Origin of the sequence: Sulfurospirillum barnesii SES-3, from assembly GCF_000265295.1 — a bacterium.
Taxonomy (GTDB): Bacteria; Campylobacterota; Campylobacteria; order Campylobacterales; family Sulfurospirillaceae; genus Sulfurospirillum; species Sulfurospirillum barnesii.
Genome location: NC_018002.1, coordinates 1,098,910 through 1,121,206, shown reverse-complemented (window position 1 = coordinate 1,121,206; position 22,297 = coordinate 1,098,910). Strand labels below are relative to the sequence as shown.

At 39.6% G+C, this 22,297-nt stretch carries 19 protein-coding genes; 9 read left to right on the top strand and 10 right to left on the bottom strand.

Annotated features, from left to right (window positions below; translation table 11 throughout):
- Window positions 1-2 precede the first annotated feature (2 nt).
- Window positions 3-851, bottom strand: coding sequence for a hydrogenase nickel incorporation protein HypB (hypB, locus tag SULBA_RS05715; protein WP_014769329.1), 849 nt, complete (start codon window positions 849-851; stop codon window positions 3-5).
- A gap of 99 nt (window positions 852-950) precedes the next feature.
- Here hypB and SULBA_RS05710 point away from each other — a divergent pair, with 99 nt between their 5' ends.
- From SULBA_RS05710 to SULBA_RS05700, 3 genes are all read left to right on the top strand, one after another.
- On the top strand, window positions 951-1,622 hold the full coding sequence (locus tag SULBA_RS05710) for a hypothetical protein (RefSeq protein ID WP_014769328.1): 672 nt from the start codon (window positions 951-953) through the stop codon (window positions 1,620-1,622).
- A gap of 169 nt (window positions 1,623-1,791) precedes the next feature.
- Window positions 1,792-3,921: a TonB-dependent siderophore receptor gene (locus SULBA_RS05705; protein WP_014769327.1), complete on the top strand. Its 2,130-nt coding sequence runs from the start codon at window positions 1,792-1,794 to the stop codon at window positions 3,919-3,921.
- 88 nt (window positions 3,922-4,009) lie between these two features.
- Window positions 4,010-5,200: an APC family permease gene (locus tag SULBA_RS05700; RefSeq protein WP_014769326.1), complete on the top strand. Its 1,191-nt coding sequence runs from the start codon at window positions 4,010-4,012 to the stop codon at window positions 5,198-5,200.
- Between the two features lie 60 nt (window positions 5,201-5,260).
- Here the strand turns inward: SULBA_RS05700 and nikR are convergent, their stop codons facing one another.
- The 7 genes from nikR to SULBA_RS05665 form a co-directional block, all read right to left on the bottom strand.
- Window positions 5,261-5,674: a nickel-responsive transcriptional regulator NikR gene (nikR, locus tag SULBA_RS05695; protein WP_014769325.1), complete on the bottom strand. Its 414-nt coding sequence runs from the start codon at window positions 5,672-5,674 to the stop codon at window positions 5,261-5,263.
- Between the two features lie 86 nt (window positions 5,675-5,760).
- Window positions 5,761-7,989, bottom strand: a complete 2,229-nt coding sequence (hypF, locus tag SULBA_RS05690) for a carbamoyltransferase HypF (RefSeq protein WP_014769324.1) — start codon at window positions 7,987-7,989, stop codon at window positions 5,761-5,763.
- On the bottom strand, window positions 7,979-9,589 hold the full coding sequence (locus SULBA_RS05685) for a hypothetical protein (protein ID WP_014769323.1): 1,611 nt from the start codon (window positions 9,587-9,589) through the stop codon (window positions 7,979-7,981). The genes hypF and SULBA_RS05685 overlap by 11 nt, the downstream gene beginning before the upstream one ends.
- A complete protein-coding gene (locus SULBA_RS05680) occupies window positions 9,586-10,125 on the bottom strand; it encodes a HyaD/HybD family hydrogenase maturation endopeptidase (protein ID WP_014769322.1) in 540 nt (179 codons plus the stop codon). Before SULBA_RS05680 ends, SULBA_RS05685 begins: the two co-directional genes overlap by 4 nt.
- A 12-nt stretch (window positions 10,126-10,137) precedes the next feature.
- Window positions 10,138-10,815, bottom strand: a complete 678-nt coding sequence (gene cybH / locus SULBA_RS05675) for a Ni/Fe-hydrogenase, b-type cytochrome subunit (RefSeq protein ID WP_014769321.1) — start codon at window positions 10,813-10,815, stop codon at window positions 10,138-10,140.
- 19 nt (window positions 10,816-10,834) lie between these two features.
- Window positions 10,835-12,583: a nickel-dependent hydrogenase large subunit gene (locus SULBA_RS05670; RefSeq protein ID WP_014769320.1), complete on the bottom strand. Its 1,749-nt coding sequence runs from the start codon at window positions 12,581-12,583 to the stop codon at window positions 10,835-10,837.
- Window positions 12,584-12,598: 15 nt separating this feature from the next.
- Window positions 12,599-13,756, bottom strand: a complete 1,158-nt coding sequence (locus SULBA_RS05665; protein ID WP_014769319.1) for a hydrogenase small subunit — start codon at window positions 13,754-13,756, stop codon at window positions 12,599-12,601.
- Between the two features lie 346 nt (window positions 13,757-14,102).
- On the opposite strand from SULBA_RS05665, the gene SULBA_RS05660 reads away from it, so the two are divergent.
- Window positions 14,103-14,492: a tellurite resistance TerB family protein gene (locus tag SULBA_RS05660; protein ID WP_245391457.1), complete on the top strand. Its 390-nt coding sequence runs from the start codon at window positions 14,103-14,105 to the stop codon at window positions 14,490-14,492.
- Between the two features lie 46 nt (window positions 14,493-14,538).
- Here SULBA_RS05660 and SULBA_RS05655 read toward each other — a convergent pair whose 3' ends face one another.
- Window positions 14,539-15,804 carry a glucose-6-phosphate isomerase gene (locus tag SULBA_RS05655; protein ID WP_014769317.1) on the bottom strand — a complete coding sequence of 422 codons (1,266 nt, stop codon included), beginning with the start codon at window positions 15,802-15,804 and terminating at the stop codon, window positions 14,539-14,541.
- Between the two features lie 113 nt (window positions 15,805-15,917).
- Here SULBA_RS05655 and SULBA_RS05650 point away from each other — a divergent pair, with 113 nt between their 5' ends.
- Both SULBA_RS05650 and SULBA_RS05645 read left to right on the top strand, forming a co-directional pair.
- On the top strand, window positions 15,918-17,633 hold the full coding sequence (locus SULBA_RS05650) for a YgiQ family radical SAM protein (protein ID WP_014769316.1): 1,716 nt from the start codon (window positions 15,918-15,920) through the stop codon (window positions 17,631-17,633).
- Window positions 17,634-17,675: 42 nt separating this feature from the next.
- A complete protein-coding gene (locus SULBA_RS05645; protein ID WP_014769315.1) occupies window positions 17,676-18,191 on the top strand; it encodes a hypothetical protein in 516 nt (171 codons plus the stop codon).
- Between the two features lie 23 nt (window positions 18,192-18,214).
- On the opposite strand, the gene fliP is transcribed toward SULBA_RS05645, so the two are convergent.
- Window positions 18,215-18,922 carry a flagellar type III secretion system pore protein FliP gene (gene fliP, locus SULBA_RS05640; protein ID WP_041671942.1) on the bottom strand — a complete coding sequence of 236 codons (708 nt, stop codon included), beginning with the start codon at window positions 18,920-18,922 and terminating at the stop codon, window positions 18,215-18,217.
- A gap of 151 nt (window positions 18,923-19,073) precedes the next feature.
- On the opposite strand from fliP, the gene glmU reads away from it, so the two are divergent.
- The 3 genes from glmU to SULBA_RS05625 are packed head-to-tail and all read left to right on the top strand — an operon-like array spanning window position 19,074 to window position 22,295.
- Complete coding sequence (gene glmU / locus SULBA_RS05635) at window positions 19,074-20,375, top strand: bifunctional UDP-N-acetylglucosamine diphosphorylase/glucosamine-1-phosphate N-acetyltransferase GlmU (RefSeq protein ID WP_014769313.1); 1,302 nt, start codon at window positions 19,074-19,076, stop codon at window positions 20,373-20,375.
- Window positions 20,368-21,579, top strand: a complete 1,212-nt coding sequence (gene coaBC, locus SULBA_RS05630; RefSeq protein ID WP_014769312.1) for a bifunctional phosphopantothenoylcysteine decarboxylase/phosphopantothenate--cysteine ligase CoaBC — start codon at window positions 20,368-20,370, stop codon at window positions 21,577-21,579. Before glmU ends, coaBC begins: the two co-directional genes overlap by 8 nt.
- The gene (locus SULBA_RS05625) at window positions 21,576-22,295 is read left to right on the top strand and encodes a hypothetical protein (RefSeq protein ID WP_014769311.1); all 720 of its coding nucleotides are present in this window, start codon (window positions 21,576-21,578) and stop codon (window positions 22,293-22,295) included. The genes coaBC and SULBA_RS05625 overlap by 4 nt, the downstream gene beginning before the upstream one ends.
- The last annotated feature ends 2 nt before the right edge of the window (window positions 22,296-22,297 follow it).

The following is a 22,297-nucleotide window of genomic DNA, read 5'->3' as shown; positions in this document are numbered from 1 at the left end:
AGTTACCTCAATGCTTTTTTCATTTTTAAGTAATTAATCCACTGATCAATTCCTTTGCCAGACTTGCTGTCTATCTCGATGACATCCACTTTTGGATTAAGCTTTCGAGCTTCACGGATGGCTTTTTCAACACTAAAATCAAAATGCGGCAATAAATCGCATTTGGTAATTAAGAAGAGGTCTGCACTTCGAAACATCACGGGGTATTTGGCGGGTTTATCATCGCCTTCAGGAACAGAGAGCAACACAACATTGAGGTGGCTTCCCACATCGTAGCTGGCTGGACAAACCAAATTGCCCACATTTTCGATAAAGACAACATCAAGCCCTTCAATTGGGAGATGGTGAAGCCCTTCATGCACCATAAACGCGTCCAAATGGCATGCTTGTCCTGTGGTGATTTGATGCGCAAGTGCGCCTTTGGCGATGATACGATCGGCATCTTGATTGGTCTCAAGATCACCTTCAATGACACCAAGTTTTATCTCTTTTGTATCAATCGTCGCTTCCAAAAGCGTGGTTTTTCCACTACCTGGGCTACTCATTAAATTAATAGCAAGTACACCATGCTCTTCAAAATGTGCTCTATTGTGTCCTGCTTGTTTGTCATTGGCATCCAAAATTTTGGTGATGACTGCGATGGTTTTTTTATCGTTCAGTTGAGGATTGGCATGAATCTCATCATGCGTTTTGTGCTCATGATGAGCGTGGTCATGCGCATGAGGATGCTCATGATGGGTATGATCGTCATGATCGTGTGAATGGCTATGCGTATGACCATCGTGAGAGTGTTCGTGCGTATGAGCAGACCATTGAGTCGGAGTAATTGAACAACCGCAATCTTTACACATTTTAAATCCTTAGGCATATTTTTCCTCTATTATAGAACAACTCTTTAAATAGGAGCTAAAAAAAGAAGTTTCTTAGTTATTTTTAGGAAAAATAAGACGATGAAAACAGAACAAAACGTGTGTATTTTTTGCGGAGAACGCAAACTGTACAAAGTCTCTTCCACACAGTATCGTTGCGTTACATGTAAACGTACCTTTAGTCATGTAAAATACACTCAAAACATGCATATTATTGACTCTTTTATCGCCAATCACAGTGCAAATGAGTGTGCCATACGTTTAGGAGTCAACTACCCAAGCGTTAGCAAAACCTACCAAAAACTGCGCTTTTTACTCATAGAACACTCCCAAACCCTTTACACAGAGCAAACACAAACCTTTTCACAGTACGATGAGTACTATTATCTTCCTACATGTAAACGAGGAAAACCAAAGTATCTTTTCGATGCTATCGGTATTTTAGGGATGTTGTATGGTAAGCGTATACACACGCTTTTACTCCCTGATCAATTTGCCCATCTTAAAAATTTAGAAGAAAACTCCATTGAAAAAGAGACCTACGCACGCTACCTCAACCAACATAAAGTCGCGCACTACGAGAGTTTCAATAACGCTCTCATCGACTTTTGGCATTTTTTAGAAAGTTGGATGGAACATTTTAAAGGCATTAAAAAGGAGAATTTTATCTATTATCTTAAAGAGGCGGAGTTTAAATTTAACTACACTCAAGATGAGCAACGATCCATTTTAAGCCACAAACTCATTCAATAAAATTTGATATTTTGCTAAATTTTACCTTCTAGTTCGAACTACAATAGTGTTGTTTAAATATATGTTTTATACAATGATTATCAATTATATAAAATTCTTCTCAAATCACTTATGCAAGAATTCAAATAATTCCCAACAAACTATGCATTTAAATACATCAAGGAGTAAAATGAGCATTTTTAGGATCCAGTCTCGTCATGTCATAGGCACGTTATTAAGCTTAGCTACGGTGAGTGCACTTGCAGAGACAAACCTTATAGAAAAAGAGGATACATCTGTCCTTTCAAGCATTACGATTGAAGATATACGTGCCGATGGGCTGAGACCTGAAACGGTAGAAGCAGGAACATTTCGAGGAACCAACATTATGGATGTGCCCTCAACCGTGAATGTCATCACCAAAGAGGCTTTGGAGTTACAAGCAGCAACAGGCACGTATGACGCGCTACGCAATACCGCAGGTGTCACCAAACAGCAAAACGGTGGTGAGACATGGGATCAGTTGGTCATTCGGGGTATTGAAGTTCAAAACCGTACCAATTATCGACTTAATGGCTCTTTGCCACTGATGAACTTTAGTCAAGTTCCCCTTGAAGATAAAGAGCGCGTTGAAGTGCTTAAAGGAGCTTCAGCACTCTATTATGGATTTACGTCTCCTGCTGGTATTATTAATTACGTCACCAAACGCCCGACAAACGAGCCTATGGCAACCGTTGGTTTAATGATGGATCAGTATGGTTCAGCCGTTGGATCTGCGGATGTGAGTGAACGTTTTGGCGAAGAAAAACAGGTGGGTGTAAGGGTCAATGCCGCAGGAGGCACACTGGGTTCGTATCTGGATGATGTGGACAATGGCAATCGAAGCTTTGTCTCCATGGCGCTGGATTGGCACGTGAATGATCGCTTAATCATTAAAGCCGATGTCGAGCATGAACATCGTCAAGTGACGGAACAAGTAGGCATTGCTCTTCCCAAAGCGGTTAACGGTGTTATCACCTTACCTAAAACGGTTAATCCAACAACATTGGTAGGACCTGATTCGAGTAAGTTTGAAACCGAAACGACCAATGTTTTGCTCAGATCCGATTATGCGCTTAGCGATACATGGAGTCTTGGGCTTGAAGCAGGACGAGCAAAAACGGAGCGTGAACGTAACCTTGCTACCTTTACCTTTTCAAACCCTCAAGCGACCACGCTCAACACAGGTGCTGGAACAGTAAAAGTGAACCACCAAGAGTACGAGTACACCTCTGATCTGTTACGTGCGGAACTTTACGGCGTTGTGACTACAGGAGATATTCAACATGATTTAACCTTAGGTACCAGTTACACTGAGAAAAATCAAAAACCTCTTGGAAGTAGAACATCTGCCACAATGGCGCAAAATCTCTATACACCACACTCTATAACCCCAACGGTTTTCACGCAAACAACGGGTGTTTCGTATACCACAAAAGATACGGGTTTTTATACGATGGATCGTGTCACACTGGATCCGCAGTGGCAGGTTATCGCAGGAGTGCGCCATTCCAAATATGAGAGCAATCAAGATGTAACACGCTATAAGGCGAGTGAAACCACACCGATGGTAGCCCTTGTTTACAAACCTTTAGAGAGTGTATCGTTGTATGCTTCGTATTCAGAAGGATTGGAAGAAGGCGAAGCGGCACCCACAGGAACGCAAAATGAAGCTGAACGCCTAAATCCTGGTATCAGCAAACAGTACGAGCTAGGCGCTCATTGGCTGATACCAACGACAGGTACACTTGTCTCAGCAGCGGTGTTTGATATAGAAAGCCCTGGATATTACACCGACGCGGCGAACTATTATGTTGCGGGTGGGCATAAACGCTACAGTGGCGTTGAACTTTCCGCGCAGGGGAAAATCACCGAACAACTCAGTTGGCTTGCTTCCACACAATGGCTAGACCCTCGTTTTAAAGATATGAGTGGTAATGCAAGCGCACTCAATGGCAAATTGCCTGAAAATGCAGCACGCCGTACAGGCAGTCTATTTTTAAGCTACGAGTTGAGCAGCATTGCTGGACTTTCAATGAACGCAGGCGCTTACTATACAGGTCGTCGCCCTGTCAATGACCTGAACCAAGCGTGGTTAGATGCGGTAACACTCTTTAGTGTAGGTGGACGCTACACCACTAAGCTGTATGGTAAGAAAAATATTTGGCAAATCAATGTCGATAATGTCACCAATAAAGAGTATTGGGCAGCAGGTGGGACACGCCTTGCCTCAGGTTCTCCACGCACCATTCGCTTAAATTATAAATTAGAATTGTATTAACATAAAGGCATCACATCTTAAAGATGTGATGCCTTTTTAGAGAAATATTTTGATAAACTCTCTTTTCAATCTATTCAAAGTGAACCCCATGAAAAAACAGCTTAGCACCCTAACCCTTTCAGGCTTGATAATAGGACCTATTTTAGGCTCTGGTATTATTCTCTTACCACCCATTGTGTATCGTCTCGTTGGTCATTTTTCTATTCTTGTGTGGTGTGGTGTTTTAGCATTGGGCTTTGCATTTGCTTTGGTTTTAGGCAATTTAAGTATTAAATTTCCAGGGGATGAGGGTGTCACCAATGCCGTACAAGCCGCATTCAATACGAAACTAAAATACCTGACTTCTTACTATCTTATTAGCGCTGTTTTTTTTGGTCCTGTTGCTGTGTATCTTGTAGGCGCACAGTTTTTGCAACCCCTTTTAGGGCTTAATGTTCATCTGATTGCACTCCTTATGTTACTGTTTACCCTTTTTGCCCTCCTTCGCCCGATTCACTTTTTAGGCATCCTTTCGCTGGGTGTTACTACTATCATTGGAATCGTTTTAAGCCTTGGCAGTAGTCTTATTTTACTGGAAAATAAAATGATGGTTTCATGGGATACACCTTTGGATATGACTTTAATTTCAAAAGCCTTACTGCTTTGTTTTTGGTCTATTGTCGGATGGGAAGTCATAGGAAACTACTCAAAAGAAGTACATAATCCCACACAAACTATTCCAAAAGCAGTCAAGATAAGTGCTGTGATTATTTCTGTAATCTACCTTTTGGTTGTTTGTGCCATCCCCTTTGTCGCACCTAAGCATCCTAATGCCATGACTGCACTTATTTCTCCGCTCTTTGGTAGTATCAGTGATGAGGTCATGGGTATTTTAGTGATGCTCTTGTGTTTAAGCACGGTTTTGTTGTTTGTGGGTGGTGTCTCAAGGCTGATTTGTGGATTGGCTTGTGAGCATAAAGGTATCCTAAGGCTCTTAAGCACACGTCTGCAAAATGGCTCACCCATAAGTGCAACACTTTTTTTATCGGCTATCAATGCTCTGGTCTTAGGATTGGTCTGTGTGAACGTATTTCGGACAGAAGATTTAGTCGCTTTAGCCGATGGATTTTTTATCGCCAATGCAACCATTGCTCTCCTTGCAGCCTATAAACTAGCAACCAACAAAACAATGCGTTATGCAGCACTTTTATTAGCAATTGTATTTGGAGGTATTCTTATGAGTTCGCATTGGATTGTTCTGTGTATCATTGCAGTGTTAGCATGGAAAGTTTTACGCTAAATCTCTTTACATGTAAAAACGTATGAGCCACTACGTGAGTGACTCATAGTCTATAAAAGCTTATGAAGCGGGGATAGATGCTTCTACTAATTTACAAAATTTCACCCCTTTAAGACCACCGATTTTTTGAGCAAAATCTTTTACATCAGGCACTTTTCCTGTAACCATGACGGTTTCTAAACAATTTTCATGGCTCACATGCACATGGGTATTGCACATAATATGAATTTTTGCATCGTGTTGAATCTCTAATATTTTTTGAACCAACTCGTTTTGATGATGGGTGTAAATCATTGTTAAAACACCGATAACATCACTATTATCATCTTGCCAATCATCTTTAACAATCTTTTCACGAATCAAATCTCGTGTAAATTCACTGCGTGATGCATAGCCTTGCGCATCGACTTTTTTATCAAGTTCTTCGAGTAATTTTTCAGGCAAAGAAACACTAAATCGAATAATTTTATCCATTTTCTATCCTTCATTGATTTTTGTCTATTCTAATCTTACTATTCTTTAAAACCCAAAAGAAAAAAAGATTAATATTTTAATTCTCACTAATGTGTACGATTTTGTAACACTTTATAGAGTTGCCCCACGCAAATACCTCCATCATTAATCGCAATATGGTGTGGAAAGAAAAGCGTTTCGTGACTTTTTTGAATCAATTGTTCTAAAAGTGTGCGATTTTGAAACACTCCACCTGCCATCACTTTTTTATACGGATAGTGTTTTGTCACTTCAAAGAAGATATGCACCAGTGTATTGAGAAATTTTGAAGCAATTAAAATGGGCTCTTTATCATATAGCATCTCTACAAACATGGATTTATAGAGAATTTTTTTACCTTCAAGCGCTACTTCATAATATTCTTGAATGGTTTCATCATACAAGCTTTCAAGCAATAAACCACTCTCTCCATCATAACTAATACGCTCATGCATACCACACAAAACCGCTACGCCATCAAAAAGTCTGCCCACAGAAGAGCATAATGGGGCATTTATTTTTTTGGTATAGACCTGTTTGAGTCTTTTAAGCGATGGCGTATCAAAATAATTACACAACACAGCATCAGCTTCATCCCCTAAAACATCCCATAACAGTGACGCTAAAATGCGTTTGGTATCTTTAATGCTTGCATCGCCACCCAAAAGGTAAAATGGCTCAAAATAAGCCACCCGCTCATAGCTCTCTTTAGTGCATACCAAAAATTCTCCACCCCAAATACTACCATCATCGCCATACCCTGTGCCATCCCACGCAATACCCAAAACCGTTTCGTCCAATGCATGCTCACACATAACAGAGAGAATATGAGCATAATGATGTTGCACAAAGACACAGGGAATGGTCTGTTTTTTTGCCCATTGTGTTGAAAAATAATAAGGATGCATATCCGCAACAATGAGCTCAGGTTCAAAATCATAAAATTGCTTGAAGCGCTCTAGCATCGCCTCAAAAAGCTCACACGAGGCTATCGTGTCCAAATCACCAATATAAGGACTGATAATCATTTGATGGTTCAAATAAATGGCAATGGCATTTTTTTGATGCGCCCCAACACTCAAAATCCTACGCTCATCCGTGCTTTTAAGACGAAAACTTTGAGGGGCTATTCCCCTTGAAGCACGCATCATGATACGCTCATGTCCCACATATTGCACTAAACTATCATCGCTTGAATTGACAATCTCTCGGTTATAATCCAAATAGTACTCCACCACATGGCTTAGTTTTTCCACTAAGACATCTGATGCGTAAATAATAGGCTCACCTGAAAGGTTTGCACTGGTTGCAACAATAGGCTTTTTTAGGTATTCAAAAAGAATGACATGTAAAGGAGTATAAGGCAAAAAAACCCCTAATCTATCAAGTCTTGGAGCCACATTTGAGGCAATGAGTGTGCTCTCTTTTTTCTGCTTAGCCAAAACGATAGGGCGCAAAAGAGAACACACCCCCTCCTCTTCATTTGCACTTATCTCACACACCTCTTTAATGGCATCTACATTTTTAAACATCACCGCAAAGGGTTTAGAAGGGCGATGTTTTCGTTCCCTTAGGCGTGCCACAACCGCTTCATTGCTCGCATCGCATACCAAATGAAACCCACCCATTCCTTTAATAGCAACTATATTTCCTGCTCGAATCAGTGCACCTAAATGCACCAAGGCTTGTTCATTCGTTGCAAGCAGTTTTCCTTCAATGGAGCGTAAAAAAAGTGTTGGACCACACTGAGAACAACTAATGGGCTGTGCGTGATAGCGTCTATCTAGGGGATTAGTATATTCATGCTCACACGCTTGACACATCACAAAAGGAGCCATAGAGGTATTGGGTCTGTCGTAAGGTACCGTTCGTGTAATAGAATAGCGAGGGCCACAATTGGTACAATTGGTAAAAAAGTAGTGATAACGACGATTGTGTGGGTCGTGCAACTCTTTCAAACACGCATCACAAATCGACATATCAGGCAAAATAAGAGAAGATTTATTGGCACCTTCTTCGCTATGATGGATTTCAAACCCTCCATCATGTTTACATGTAAGCACCTCTTTGGAGAAAAAATCAATACGCGCTAAAGGGGGAAGTTCTTGAAACAAAGCCTTTTCAAATGCTTCTAGGCTCTCTTGTAAACCCTCCACCTCTATGTTTACGCCCTTTTCATTGTTTAAAACAAATCCACCTAATTTATAACGTAAGGCTAAGGTATAGACAAAAGGGCGAAAACCAACCCCTTGTACGATACCTTCAATGTGATAAAGCAGTCGCATATTACTGATCAATAGGCAATTCTCGATTAAAACAAATCGTATGATTGGGTTTTAGGTTTTTAAAAACCATTTCACTGAAACGCTTATACCCAAACAAAGCGCCTCCTAATGCACTATTTTTTGAAGAAAGATTTTCACGGTGTGCATCTGCTATATCCGTAATAAAATACGCCAAACTTTCCATATAACCAAAACTGAGCGTATTATCATCCGTGCCAGCAAGCTTATAACTCATCCCACTGCGAAACAAGCGCACATAATCAAAATCAGAGCTGAGTGCATCTTCTTTTTCAAGATAATAATCAATACGAGGGCCTTTTTCACCACCATAATCTTCCGCATTTTCAATAAGCCTCTGTGCACCATTTTCTATTGTTTTGCTTAAACCTAAAACCACAGCGACCATTCCCCATAAAGTATAGATGTTTTGAGGTGCTTTTTGTGGAAGTGGGGTATTCATTGCATGAGAAAACAGTTCAGGAAACTGCTCTTGATAGTTTTGCACCAGACGTTTTGCACTCGAACTGCTACGCTCAATCTGAGCAAACAATTCTGCAAAGGAAGAAGGCAAAGAAATTCCTACTAAATTAAGCATTCCATGCTCTTTTGAATAATGCATAATACGATCATCATGCGTTTTGCTCAAATAAAAACACGTTGATTCAACATCAAACAACTGGTGTTCTTGCATCAAAGAAGCAAAAGAGGCATGAGAAGGTTCATCAAATTTCTTTAAACTCTCTTTGAGTTCTCTTGAAGCGTAACGCATTCCTCTTAAAAGTAAAATAACCCCATTTTCTAAAACGCTTACATGTAAAGGCGCATTGTTGCCCTCAACCGCTTCACATACGACGCTATAGGGTGTAGGGCATGCATCTGTTCTAAAAAGAAAGAAAATACCTTTTTCAAAAAGTTTTTTACATAATGGATACAAAAATAAATCATCCGATAATCGCATAAAAACACGTTTAGCGTCTAAAATACCTTTTTGCTCATACAAAGCATTCACTTTAAAGCGAATGGCAGGACGCTCAAGAGAAGCCAATGCTTTCATTTCATTGTCGTGGCATACGACCATACGTTCCACAACACTTAAATCAGTGGCTATGACTTCAAAATCTTTGATGGCATGACTCTGTTCTATTTTTCCTATGACATAAGTGTTCGTCCCTGTTTCAATCCTAACACACTCGCCCTGGTCAATCAAAGTCGCAACCCGTTCATACATATCTTCTTGATCTCGTGCACTCTTTACATGTAAAAGCTCTTGGGTATTTTCACGTAAAATAAGCTCGTTGTCTTCTGCTTGGGCTAATCGCTTTGGGGTAAAGAGTACAGGTGCCTCTGTGGCTACGATATTTTCTTCACCCAAAGGCATGGACGCGACAACCTCAACACACGAAGATTTAAAGAAAATGGACAAAGGCAAAGCATTCGAGAGATAGTCTGCAAACTCTCCCAAACGATGTTCATCCGCTTCAACAAAAAATCTCACAGTATCATCTTGACGAAGTATTTTATGGCTTATTAAAAAATCATTGGCAATCTCTTTCAATAAATGTTCTAAAACGCCATTTTTTGAAATATAATAAAAATCAAAGGCTAAAATCATCGCTCCTCCAAACAAGACCCATCAGCAACACTTTGAATATCAAGACTTTTGATTTGCTGATATGAAAATCCTAACTCACTTAAATGCTTAAGCAGTGTCGCTTCCATCACTTCACTCCCCTTTAAAACCGCAGGTGTCATTTTAAGGGTTGTTATATCGACAACTTCTGGAATTATACCCACAATTTTCGTCGGAGGTCTATCACCTAGAAGATCCATCATGGATAAGGTCTGAAGCATCTCTACCTCATGCACACTTCCTTGCCATGTAATGGAACTTGGAACATTTTCAAAATCAAAAAAGTAAACATCCCCTATTTCTGCATCACGTGCATCCACACAATCTAAGACAACAAGGTAGTCATACTCTGCAATAATAGGGATTAATCTCTCAGCAAGGGTACCACCATCAACAAAGGTAATGGTATGTTCATCTGAAGAAAACGCATATTTTTGTTCAACAAGGCGGCACAGATGAACTCCGACACCTTCGTCGGAGAACATCACATTGCCAATGCCTAAAATCAATACATTCAAACCCAGACTCGCTTAATGTTTGTGGTCGTTTTTAAGAAACTTATACCCACTAATAATAGCATCCATTGCACCCTCTTTACCCATAACAGAGTTAAACATCGCTAAGTACATATGGATAGGTAAGAAAATTAAAATACCCCACATAAAGATATGATGAATCTGTCTTACCATTGCCAAACCACCCATCATTGCCTCAAGTGGTCGCATATAATCGTATAAAAACAGACCAATACCTCCACCTTGATACGAGTGTACATATAAAATCAGTCCTGTAAGACACAAAACAAAAATCATAAAATACAAACCTGCGTACGCTGCAAATTGCAAAGGATTATACACACCTTTAAGATGAGGATGTTCTCCCATAAAGAGGTAGTATTTAATCTGTTTAATCCATATGGTAGGACTTAAACAATCTTGCAATGAAATTCTCTCTTTTGAACTAATACGATCAAAAAAGAAGAGGTAGGTTTTATAGATTGTAATTGCAATCAATAAAAACCCAAAAATTTCATGCCACATTCTAAACTTTGCATTTAAAAATAAAATAGGCTCATCAGATGCTTCTGGTGTCACAAAAACATAAGCAATATAAAAACCAGTAGCGGTGAGCACCACCATAGCAATTGCTCGTAACCAGTGCGTCCAACGAAGACCCGCCGAGAATTCAAATTCCATATTTCGTTTCATTTTAGACTCCCTTCGGCTTTTAGCAAGATGCGCCGCTAACATTAACCTTATAACTGCTCATCTCATTCCCTTTTGTATCCATGACATGTACAGCACATGCTAAACACGGATCATAAGAGTGAATAATTCTTACAATTTCAAGCGGTTGAGAAAGATCTGCAATTTTAAGACCAATTAACGACTCTTCATAAGACCCTCTAACACCTTTAGCATCTTTTGGACTTGCATTCCATGTTGTAGGCACTACCGCTTGATAATTTTCAATCACACCGTTTTTAATTTTAACCCAGTGACTTAGAACACCACGAGGCACATTGCCAATGTAGCGACCTTTGTACTCTTTGTTCTTGTCAATTTTATAACTGGTGTAGGTTGAATCATCGACCTTTAAGTTTTGAATCAAGGCATTAAATGCTTCTAAACCATGATCCGCAATTACTTTTGTCTCAAGCATACGACATGCTGTACGTCCTAGTGTTGAAGCAACCGCTGTAATAGGCAGACCTGTATCTTTTAAAAACTTATCTACCACCGCTTTAACACGTTTATTTCCCATAGCGTAGTTCACCACAATATTTGCCAATGGTCCTACTTGAAGAGGTTTACCATCATAACGTGGTGCTTTAACCCATGTATACTTACCTTTTTCATCCACCACTTTTGTTGGAGCCAATACACCCTTGTCATTGATAGTCTGAGCATCTTTAAGCCCTGTATAATTTGGCTCTTGACGACCATCATACGGATGGTAAGCTGCATTATCTTTATACCATGCATGGGTTGCTTCTTCGGTAATTTTACTCTCATCTAAGGTTTGTACTTTAAATGGTTTACCTGTAACAAGAGCGATGACATCTTCACCCATCATTAAACCACTGTCAAACAAATATTCATTGGCATTAATTTGGAACTCTTTATGTGTCCACAAATTTGGGATACCAAGACCTGCAGTGACACTTGGTTCTTTTGCATACGCAAGTCCAGCCATCACAACATCAGGATAATACGCACGATTAACAAATTCTGCCATCTCTTTGAATTTTGTCATGTACTCACCCAAACGAGACGGTGTTTGTAGATCCATAACACATGTCACACCACCCACCGTTAAACTTTGAGGGTGCGGTTGTTTTGCACCAAAAACTGCCATCATTTGAGCTGCTGTTCGTTGCATTTCAAGTGCTTTTAGGTAGTGAGAGACTGCAATCAGATTTTGTTCAGGTGTTAATTTATACGTTGGATGTCCCCAATAGGCATTGGCAAACGGTCCAAGATTTCCTTTTTTAACAAACTCAGCGACTCTTTTTTGTGTTGCAACCAAATCATCAGCGCCACACGCAATAGGTGCATCGGTATATTTAAACGCTTCTTGCGCTGCTTTATGGGGATCTGCGCTTAGTGCTGAGACCACATCAACCCAGTCAAGTCCATGCAGATGATAAAAATGCACAGGATGATCGTGTAAGAAAAGTGCACAGTTCATAAGTGTACGGGTAAGTTTCGCATTTAAAGGTGGTTCAATGCCTAAAGCATCCTCAACAGCTGCAATCCCTGCTTTATAGTGAGAGTACGTACACACACCACAAATTCTTTGTGTCATAAAACCAGCATCACGGGGGTCACGACCTTTTAGGATGGTCTCAATTCCTCTCCATAAAGTTGAAGAAGCATACGCCTCTGTAACCACATTATTGTCATCAACAATGACTTCAACCCTCAAGTGTCCTTCAATTCTGGTAATTGGATCAACTACGATTCTTTTGCTCATTTAATCATCCTTCTCTTATTCTTCACTTTTTCCACTGCCCTTAACCGCAGCAATTGCTGCGTGAGCCGCAATACCTACTGCAGTCGCTGTTAGAAGCGCAACACCGACTTTATCTGCCGTTTTATCGGCACCCTCACCATAAACGGTATGGTAGAGTCTATCGCCTAATGGCTCTTCAAACGGTCCCATATTGTCCCAAAATCCAGGTTCAGAACAGCCAATACAGCCGTGTCCTGCTTGAACGGGCCATGAGGTATGTTGGTTAAATCGCTCACGAGAACAATTATTAAACGTATAAGGTCCTTTACAGCCTACTTTATAAAGACAGAAGCCTTTTTTAGCACCTGCATCACCGAACTCTTGAACAAACTCACCTGCATCAAAGTGACCACGTCTCTCACACAGATCATGAATTCTAAGGCCATACGCCCATTTTGGACGGTTGTATGCATCCAATGATGGAAGGGTTCCAAAAAGAAGATAATGAAGCACGTTGCCCACAATGTTTTTCTCACTTGGAGGACAGCCTGGTACATTAATCACAGGTTTATTGGTAATTTTACTCATGGGTTGCGCATTGGTTGGATTGGGGTGCGCTGCTTGAATACCACCAAAGCTTGAACATGAACCAATCGCAAAAATAGCGGCAGCTGCATCAGCTGCTTTTTTAGCTGTGGTTTGACCTGTATGCCCGTGTGGTCCAACCGTTAGGTAAAAATCACTACTGCCTGCTGGAATTCCACCCTCAACCATCAAGATAAATTTACCCTTGTATTTTTCAATGGCACTCTCTAAGTTATGCTCAGCTTGCCATCCACAAGCAACCATTAGTGTCTCATGGTATTCTAATGAGATATGATCAAAAATCAAACTATCAATCGTTGGTGCATCTGAACGTAATAAACTCTCACTACATCCTGTACACTCTGCCATGTGTAACCACACAACAGGTAAACGATCTGTAAGTTCAGCAGCTTGTGCCATCAATGGAGTAAAAGACGAAGGTAGAGATAACATAGCAGTAACGCCCGCTGCCCATTTCATAAAATCTCTACGGCTAATACCATTCTCCTCCATTAATGCCGCAATGGATTTACCCTCTTTGACACGAGGGAACTTCTCAAGACTGCTCAGTCTTTGTGCAAGTCTTTCATAAAGTTTCGCATGTTCCATATAGTTTCTCCTGTATAAAATTTCCAAGAACAATTTAAATTTTTAGTATAAGGCAAAAATGGTTTACCTCACTAAATCTTCATAGTCATAAAACCAAAGTTACTGTAAGAAGATGCTGTAAGACTACTTCATTTAGGGGTTTAAAGGCTATTGAGAGTAAAAAAGTAACAAAAAAAGAGGATAAAAAGTGTGTAGTATTAAAAAAATATAAATTATCATACTGACTTTTTTTTCTTAATTCATTGATAAAAGTAAACACATCTATACCAAATGCCATTTACCACTATTTACACTTTTTGACTATACTTTCAGGCGAAAATATATTAAGGAGCAAGCTGTGTTACTAATGAAACTATCATCTGAAGAAAAATTCGCTTTTTTACAATTGGCACAATATGTGGCAAAACTTGATGGAGAATATGGTCCAAAAGAGCGTGAAGTCATTGAAGAATACTGCACAGAAATGGGAATAGAAAATGTAGAAATTAATATGGAATTGTTTGATTTAGATACACTTTTATCAATTTTCAAATCGCCTAAAAGTCAAAAAATTGCTATTCTTGCTTTAATGGTACTGGTGCACATTGATGATAAATATGGTATTTATGAGCATAAAGTTATGTATAAAATTGCACAAATCTTTAAACTTGACGAAACGAAAATGCATCTTTTTTCCATGTGGGGGAAAGCAGGTTCAGCACTGTATGAGCAAGCACTGGTCTTTACAGAGAGATAAGGCTGGGATTTTCCCAGCCAAACGGTAGAGGCGTTTTTAGCAAAGTTTATTTACTCTTTTTAACACTTTTTCGTTTTTCCTCAATCAATTTACCCTCGAGAATTTTCTTTCCACTCTCAACACCTGGTTGGTCATAGGTATTGACATTCATCATTTGACCTACGAGTGATGTGAGTAACTCATAATAAAAAATTAGCTTTCCAATGTTTTCCTCATCAATGTGTTGAAGGGTAATGGTATCCACAGGAATATCTTTTTTATCCAACAAGGCTTCAATCGTAGAGTCCGCTTGCATATTAATCAAATCACAAAATGCAATGCCATTCATCAAATCGAGCCCTTCAAGCTCTTTGAGCGTAATAGCAGGGATTTTAATTTTATCGTCAAAATTTTCAATTTTAAGCACGGTGACACTCTTATCACGCAATCCCTCAACAATGAGCTGTAAGAAAGAGTGTTGATCTTTAGGACCAATGAGCCCCACAGGAGTTAGACCTACGTTAAAACTACTGTGACGCTGTTTTTTACCCAAACTCTCACCCCAAAGCTGAACATACCAATCCGTAAAGCTATCTAAACTCTCAGAATAGGCAAAAAGCGTGTTAATGTTGTAATTCATAGAATTTTTCGCATAATAGGTCGCTTTTTTAAGCAAAGTTTCTTTGATATAACCATCTTCAAAAAAACTTTGTTTAATCGCTTTTGCCCCATCCAATAAACGCTGAATATCCACACCTGCTAGAAAAAGTGGCGCAAGACCTGCTGCACTTAAAACCGAAAAACGTCCACCCACATTGACAGGAATATGCAATACAAAAGAGTTAAACGTCTTAGCGTGTGCCTCAAGTTTTGAACCATCATCCGTGACAAAGGTAAAACGATAATCCAATGAAATATCTTTTGCTTTTAAAAGTGAAAGAATGTATTTGTAAACCGAAATGGTTTCAATGGTTGTACCTGATTTGCTGATGACAAAAAAGTGGGTATTTTTAATGTCGAGTTTATTGAGGGTGGAACGAATGGACGCAGGGTCTGTACTTTCAAAAAGGTGCAAGCGTTTGTCAAAATCACGAATACCTTGTAACGCTCTAAAAATAGCTTTAGGCCCTAAAGAACTTCCTCCAATACCAATAATGGCAATATCTTTAATCGCATCATAATCATTTTTAGATTTAAACTCTTCTAAGTAATTTAACAAATAACTAATATCTTGTTCAGGCAGTGCGTAATAACCAATGCTCTTTTGTTCAGCAACGATTTTATCGAAGATGCCCTCTTCTACTTTAATGTTAAAATAGAGTGAATTTTTCAAACGTATCCTCCATGTGATAATTGTTGAGATATTACTATTAACAATCTTAAAAAAGCCAAAATATAGGGGTGCTGTGCTATATTAATCTCTATATTTATGACCATAGGAAAGCCATGTTTTTACCCACAACCCAAGAAGAAATGCACCAACGAGGATGGGAGCAACTTGATGTGATTCTCATTACTTCAGACGCATATATTGATAGCCCATATATGGGGGTTTCTGTTGTGGGGCGTATTTTAGAAAAAGCAGGATATACAGTAGGCATTATCGCTCAGCCTGATGTTACATGTAAAGAGGATATTTCACGTTTGGGTGAGCCAAAGCTTTTTTGGGGTGTAAGTGGCGGTAGTGTAGACTCCATGGTTTCTAACTATACCGCAACAAAAAAATTTCGCAATTCTGATGACTACACGCCAGGAGGCATTAACAACAAACGTCCTGATCGTGCCAGTTTAGTCTATACAAATCTTATTCGTCAATGCTTTAAAGAGACTGCGCCCATTATGTTAGGAGGCATTGAAGCAAGCCTAAGGCGTGTCACGCACTATGACTTTTGGAGCAATAAACTTCGAAAACCCATTTTGTTTGATGCCAAAGCCGATTATTTGCTCTATGGAATGTCCGATAAGAGCATTTTAGAGTTTGCCAATGCGCTTCAAAACGGTGAAAAACCTTTACATGTAAAAGGACTTTCCTACCTTTCAAAAGAACCAAAAGAGTCGTATATCGCTCTTCCAAGCCATGATGAATGTGTAGCAGATAAACTCAAATTTATGGATATGTTTGACCTTTTTTACCACAATAATGACCCTTTAAGCGCTAAAGGTCTTTGTCAAAAAGTCGATACCCGTTACCTCATTCAAAATCCACCCGCACTCTATTTGACCACGGAAGAGATGGATGAAGTAAGTGCTTTACCTTTTATGCGAGATGCCCATCCTTACTACAAAAAAATGGGTGCTATTAAAGCGTTAGAGACCATTAAATTTTCCATTTCAACCCATCAAGGCTGTTATGGTGAGTGTAATTTTTGTGCCATTAGCGTGCATCAAGGCAGAACCATTCGTTCCCGATCAACCGCTTCCATTGTCAATGAAGCCAAACATTTTGCAACGTATAAAGATTTTAAAGGAATCATCTCCGATTTAGGAGGTCCTACGGCAAATATGTACGGTTATGAGTGTGAGAAAAAGCTGAGCAAAGGAAGCTGTGAAACAAAAAGTTGTATGTTTCCAAAAATATGCAAAGCGCTTAAACCAACCCATAAAAAACAGCTCGATTTACTCCGCCAAATCAGAGCACTCCCGCATATTAAAAAAGCCTTTGTGGCATCAGGGATTCGGTACGATTTAATCAGTGAGGATAAAGCCTATGGCTATACGTATCTCAAAGAGATTATTGAACATCACACCAGTGGTCAAATGAAAATTGCGCCTGAACATATTGACGATGAAATCTTGAGCCTGATGGGTAAACCTGGTAAGAATGCGCTGGTGGAGTTCAAAGCCCTCTTTGATAAACTCTCCAAAGAATCGGGAAAAAAACAGTTTCTGACCTACTACCTCATTGCGGCACATCCAGGATGCGATGAGCGCCATATGCACTCGCTCAAACAGTTTGCGTCACAGGTTTTAAAAATCAACCCCGAACAAGCCCAAGTCTTTACGCCCACACCTTCAACCTACTCGACGCTCATGTACTACACAGGACTTCACTATAAAACACGCCAACCCCTCTTTGTGGAAAAAGAAATGCACAAAAAAGAGAAACAAAAAGCCATTGTGATAGCTAAAGAGTCTTCCTTTAAAAGTAACTTCAGCAGCTAATTTTTTTGCCGATATACGTTTCAACATCTATGAGGAGTTTCTATGCAAAACATTAGCGCAAGCACCTACAACTACAATAGCTTTGGCTTTTCATTGCAAACGAGCAGTGGTGATACGATTAATTTAAGCATGTACAACGAACGCTCTTCCGCATTTTCACAAACCACCGAGGGAAACACAAGAGCAACGACACTCTCACTCTCACATGCTTACGGATACAGCTTTTCCTATGAGGGGAATGGCATTGATGCGAATGATCAAAAAGAGATTGATGAGGCCATGAAAGTCATTCAACCGATGATGGATGAGTACCTCAAAAATGTTGAACAAAGCAACACAAATTCCGCAAAACTGACCAACACCGCATACGACATCAACGCACTTCTTCCAAAGAGCGAAAATCTTGACACCCAAAATTATGCCAATGGTTCTTTACTCAAAAGCTTAGATAAAATCTTAGAACAAGCGCAAAATCAAAATGAGAAAATGCTTCAAGAAGCACAAAAACTTTTTGATACGATTTTAAAGCAACAAAAGGGATTTGAGCTTTACATGTAACGCCTATGGAGTGTTTTTACCAACTAGTGAAAACTCTCCACCAATCGTTGTACCAGCAAGTTCCATCCATCTACCAACACAAAGATAAGCAACTTAAAGGGTAGAGAAATCATAGCAGGTGGAAGCATCATCATACCCATCGCCATCAACACGGAGCTGACCACCATATCAATAACCAAAAAAGGTAAGTAGAGCAAAAAGCCTATCTCAAAAGCGGTTTTAAGTTCGCTGATCATAAAGGCTGGCATCGCCACGGTTAAGGGCACATCTTCAATATTTTTAGGATTTTCAAGGTTTCGAATACGAAAGAAAAGTGCCAAATCTTTCTCACGGGTATTGCGAATCATAAACGCTTTAAAAGGTGCTGAGCCTTTCTCAAACGCTTCTTGATAGCTCATTTTTTCTGCTAAATAAGGTTTTACTGCCACATCGTATGACTCTTTCATAACAGGTTCCATAATAAAAAACGTTAAAATCATTGCCAAAGAGACCATAACTTGAGAGGGAGGCATTTGTTGCGTACCCATGGCTTGGCGTAAAAAAGAGAAAACAATTAAAAGGCGTAAAAAACTGGTCATCATAAAAATCAACGAAGGAGCGAGTGTTAGAATGGTCAGTACCAACACCAAATTCATGCTGGTCACAAGCTGTTGAGGAGTGTCTGGTGCACTTAAAGAGAGGTTCACGGTAGGAATGGTATCAGCACCAAATGCCATTGGTGTCATACCCATCACAAGTAAAAGTAAAATTCTCTTAAGGTTTTTCAAACAGCGTCCTTCAATGTAATTGCATGATTTTAGTTGCTTTTGCGTTAAAAACCATTTAATCTTTAAACAACTTTTCGTTAAAATGGGAACTATCTAATGCGCAGGAAAAGAATGTATGAATATTTCGATTGCAATTATGGCAGCAGGACTAGGCACACGGATGAAATCCACACTCCCAAAAGTCCTTCATGAAATCAGCGGCTTTGAGATGCTCTATCATATCATCAAAGAGGCACAAAAAATCAGCGATGACATTCATGTGATTTTATACCATCAAGCAGACCTCGTTCAAGAGAAGATGAATCGCTACTTTTCAGGAATTCACTATGTCATTCAAGACCATCAAAACTTTCCTGGTACGGGTGGTGCTATTCGTGGCGTCGTGCCAAAACATGAAAAAGTTCTGGTTTTAAACGGCGATATGCCTCTGCTTGAAGCGGATGATATGCAAAATTTTACCCACGTTGATGCAGACGTTGTTATGAGTGTATTTACATGTAAAGAGCCTTTTGGATACGGTCGCATCATTATGGATGCACATCAAAATGTACAAAAAATTGTTGAAGAAAAAGATGCGAGTGTTGAAGAGAAAAAAGTAACTGCGGTCAATGCGGGTGTGTACCTCTTTAAGACCGACTTTTTACAAGAGAATCTTCCTAAACTCTCCAACCAAAACAACCAAAATGAGTATTACATCACGGACTTAATCGCACTGGCGAATGTTGAAAACAAAACCGTTAAAGCCCTTTTTGTGGATGAAAAAACCTTTATGGGAGTGAACTCTAAATATCACCTCTCTCAAGCCGAAGAGCTGATGCAAGAGCGCATTAAACGCCGTTTTATGGAACAAGGTGTGAGTATGCGTCTTGCTTCAACCATCTACATTGAAGCGGATGTGCAAATGAGCGGTGAATGTAAACTCGAAAACGGTGTGAGCTTACTTAAAGGAACAATTTTAGAGAATGCACACATTAAAGCACATAGCGTCATTGAAAAAAGCGTCATCAAAAACTCCGATATTGGACCGATGGCACGTATTCGCCCTGATTCGTACATTGAAGATACACACATTGGAAACTTCGTGGAAGTGAAAAAATCAACCCTTAAAGGGGTTAAAGCGGGACACTTAAGTTATTTGGGTGATGCAAGCATTGATGAGGGAACCAACATTGGGTGTGGGACAATTACATGTAATTACGATGGGAAAGCCAAATATCAAACCATCATCGGTAAAAACGTCTTTGTCGGAAGCGATAGCCAACTGGTTGCACCCGTCACGATTGCGGATGATGTGATTATCGCTTCGGGAACAACCGTCACGAAAAACATCCCAAAAGGTGCCTTAGCCATCAATCGTGCACCTCTTAAAATCATGGAAGGCTTCTTCTATAAATTCTTTGGAAAAGACCATGCATAAAGAACTGCTACTAGGCAAAAAAATTCTCCTTGGTGTTACAGGAAGTATTGCGATTTATAAGGCATTAGAGCTGATTCGTCTGTTTGTGAAATCAGGCGCTGAAGTGAAGGTGGTGATGAGCGAAGATGCGAAAAAGTTTATCGCACCACTGAGCTTTGAAACGCTTAGTCAAAATAAGGTTTTACATGTAGAAACCGAGAGTTGGAGTGAAGAGCTGAGTCACATTCACACAGGCAAATGGGCAGACCTTTTTCTTATGGCTCCAGCTTCTGTGAATACCATCAACAAACTTGCTCATGGCATTGCTGACAACCTTCTTACTCAAACGGCGATTGCTTTTACCAAAACGATGGTTATAGCACCCTCTGCCAATACCAATATGATGCTCAATCCCATCACACAAGAGAGCTTAAATAAACTTGCACATTATGGCTATCGCATTATCCAACCTCAATCCAAACTGCTTGCATGCAATGATGAGGGAATTGGAGCCTTAGCCGATGTAGAAGAAATCTTTTACCAAAGTGCTAGAGCACTGCTTAGTGAGCCTTTTTGGCACGGTCGCAATGTCATTATCACAGGAGGAGGTACAAGGGAAAAGATAGATGATGTGCGATGTTTAAGCAACTTTTCCAGTGGTAAACAAGCTTCTGCCCTTGCCCTTGCTTTGTACCTCAAAGGGGCCAATGTTACATTAATAAGCAGTGGAGAAACGCCTCTTTTGCAAGAAATTTATTCGTTACATGTAAAGAGTAGTTTTGAGTTACAAACCGCTTTAATGCACCAGATGGAACAACAAAAACGCTCTGAAAAAACACCCTACCTTTTTATGGCAGCTGCGGTGAGTGATTACATTCCACTGCAAACACATACAGGCAAACTCAAAAAAGAAGCCCTTGGCGAGAACGTTTGCTTAGAACTAAAACGTAATACAGACATTCTTGCCTCCATTCCTAAAAAAGGCTATAAAGTTATTGGATTTAAAGCCGAACTGGATGAAAAAAATGCACTGAGCAATGCGCAAAAGATGCTTGAACAAAAAGAGTTAGATGCCGTATGCCTGAACATTCTCAAAGAGCAAAACGGTTTTGGAAGCAATAAAAATGAAATCATTTTTATTACAAAAACGCACGTTGAAACCCTCGCTTTATCGGATAAATTTCGTATTGCGCAATCTATTGCAGAGCAGTCACACCATCTATGATTTCATCCTTACAAAAGCTTGTAGGCATTGGTAGCGATATAGGTAAAACCAGTAGTTCTTCAGTACCTTTTAATTCAACCTTGCCCATTAGCATTGCAGTGCTCAAAAAAATAGATCCTATGCGTTATCGACTCAAAGTTGGACGCAAAGAGCTCACCACCAAAAGCCATAAAACTTTGAAAGAGGGACAAAGCTATTGGGGCAATTTTTTTGAAGGCAAAGGAGGAGTCTTAACCCTGTCTCACCTTTACAAACAGCCCACTTTGTTTGAAAATGCAGAGGCTTTTTTACCGATAGGTTTAGACAAGCTCTTTGAAGAAAAAACACTTTCATACACCCAATTTAAAACATTTTTACTCGAACAACTTTGTGATGAAACCTTGCCAAAAAATCTCTTTCAAACCTACACCTACATGCTTTTAGCTCTCAATAAACACGTTCTGCATGTGCCATTTTTACACGAAGGTAAGAAAATTTTACTCCAAATGCACTACGAAAATAGCGTCTTACATTTTTATATAGCCTTTGAACACCTAGGCCCTTTACAAGGCAGGATAGAAACAGGAAAACTCTTTCTCTTTTGCCTTTATGAGACAAGTTTTATTACCTTAAAAAAAGCCTTGCATCAAGCCAATTTATCGATTGAGTTAGGACTAGAACAAGAGATTGAGCCACTGTTTGATAGCAATGATTTAGTTTTAGATCTAAAGGGCTAGGA